Origin of the sequence: Pseudomonas sp. HMWF006, from assembly GCF_003061205.1 — a bacterium.
In the GTDB taxonomy this organism is placed as follows: Bacteria; Pseudomonadota; Gammaproteobacteria; order Pseudomonadales; family Pseudomonadaceae; genus Aquipseudomonas; species Aquipseudomonas monsensis.
Genome location: NZ_QAIU01000141.1, coordinates 1 through 1,543 on the forward strand (window position 1 = coordinate 1; position 1,543 = coordinate 1,543).

Here is a 1,543-nt window from a genome sequence, read left to right on the forward strand (position 1 = left end):
AGCAGTCCGGTGGCGACACCGAGCAGGATCGAGCCCGTCGACCCGGCCGTTGGTCCTGCTCGGCAATCGCCTTGATGCCGACAACCGCAAGACGGCCGGGTCGACGGGCTCGATCCTGCTCGGTGTCGCCACCGGACTGCTGTGGGCGCCGTGTGCCGGTCCGATCCTTGGCGTGATCCTCACCGGGGCGATGCTGCAAGGCGCTAACGCTCACACCAGCCTGTTGTTGCTGGCGTATGGCGCAGGCAGTGCGTTGGCGCTGGGCACTTTGATTTTCGCCGGGCGCGGGCTGGTCAACCGGCTGAAACCGTCGATCCCGTTCACGGGCTGGTTTCGTCGCGGGGCAGGTGTTGCCGTGTTGGCTGCGGCGGCGGTGATTGCCACCGGGGCAGACAAGACGTTACTGGCCGGGACGTCTTCCGAAGGTGTCGCCAGCGTCGAAAACAGCGTGCTGGAAAACGTGCCGAAAGTGGTCGATTACCTGGTCAGCAAAGTCCGCGCCGACTCGATGCAGAACGACAGCAAGGGCGCGATGCCGTCGTTGTCCGGCGCCGTGCAATGGCTCAACTCCCCGGAGCCGAGCGCCGAATCCCTGCGCGGCAAAGTGGTGCTGGTGGATTTCTGGACCTACGACTGCATCAACTGCCAGCACACCTTGCCCTACGTCAAAGACTGGGCGCAGAAGTACCAGAAGGAAGGCCTGGTGGTGATCGGTGTGCACACCCCGGAATACGGCTATGAGCGCATCATCGACAACGTCAAGGCGCAGGTGCGCAAGCTCGGCATCAGCTACCCGGTGGCAATCGACAATGACTACGCGATCTGGCGTCACTTCGATAATCAGTACTGGCCGGCGCACTACCTGATCGATGCCAAGGGGCAGGTGCGTTACAGCCATTTCGGCGAAGGTCGCTACGAGGCGCAGGAGCAGATGATTCGCCAGTTGCTGGAAGAGGCCAAAGCCCCCGCAGCCTGAGGCAGGAGCTGTTACAACGGCTTAACAGATTCACGCCACTCATCGGCAAAGCCGGGTTAATTCCGCTTCGCCGGACGACCGGCAGGGACGCCGGCGGGACTCGGCGCGATAGTGATTGAGTAGGGCTACTGCCGGTCCTGCCACATAACAAGAACGCGAGGTTGCCATGCCGAAATTCGTGATTGAACGCGAGATTCCAGGAGCCGGAAAGCTGTCGGAAGAAGAACTCAAGGCCGTGTCGCAAACATCCTGCCAGGCGTTACGTGAACTCGGGCCGCAAGTGCAGTGGCTGCAGAGCTACGTCACCGCCGACAAAGTCTATTGCGTGTACATCGCTCCCGATGAAGCGCAAGTGCGCGAGCATGCCCGGCTGGGTGGTTTCCCGGCCAACAGCGTGGCGCGGGTGATGACGGTCATCGATCCGACGACCGCCGAATGATGTCGGCTTCAACCTGCCGTGGAGCTCGACGCCATGAGTACCCCGATTGATCTGACAGCCCTGAAAGAACGCCAGAAAGTCGCCTGGGCCAGCGGCGATTACGCCGTGATCGGTACCACCTTGCAAAT

2 protein-coding genes and 1 pseudogene are annotated in these 1,543 nt (G+C 62.0%); all 3 read left to right on the top strand.

Annotation, left to right across the window (positions count from 1 at the left end; translation table 11 throughout):
* The coding region (locus tag DBR24_RS05655) for a cytochrome c biogenesis protein DipZ (protein ID WP_128614157.1) at positions 1–976 on the top strand (976 nt) is incomplete at its 5' end.
* Positions 977–1,142: 166 nt separating this feature from the next.
* Positions 1,143–1,415: a DUF4242 domain-containing protein gene (locus DBR24_RS05660; RefSeq protein WP_123467631.1), complete on the top strand. Its 273-nt coding sequence runs from the start codon at positions 1,143–1,145 to the stop codon at positions 1,413–1,415.
* Positions 1,416–1,448: 33 nt separating this feature from the next.
* Positions 1,449–1,543 (top strand): annotated as a pseudogene (locus DBR24_RS31540) (SAM-dependent methyltransferase); the annotation flags it as partial.

Excerpts from the sequence above, each read along its gene's own strand:
- DBR24_RS05660 (WP_123467631.1), top strand. The coding sequence starts at position 1,143 with ATGCCGAAATTCGTGATTGAACGCGAGATTCCAGGAGCCGGAAAGCTG.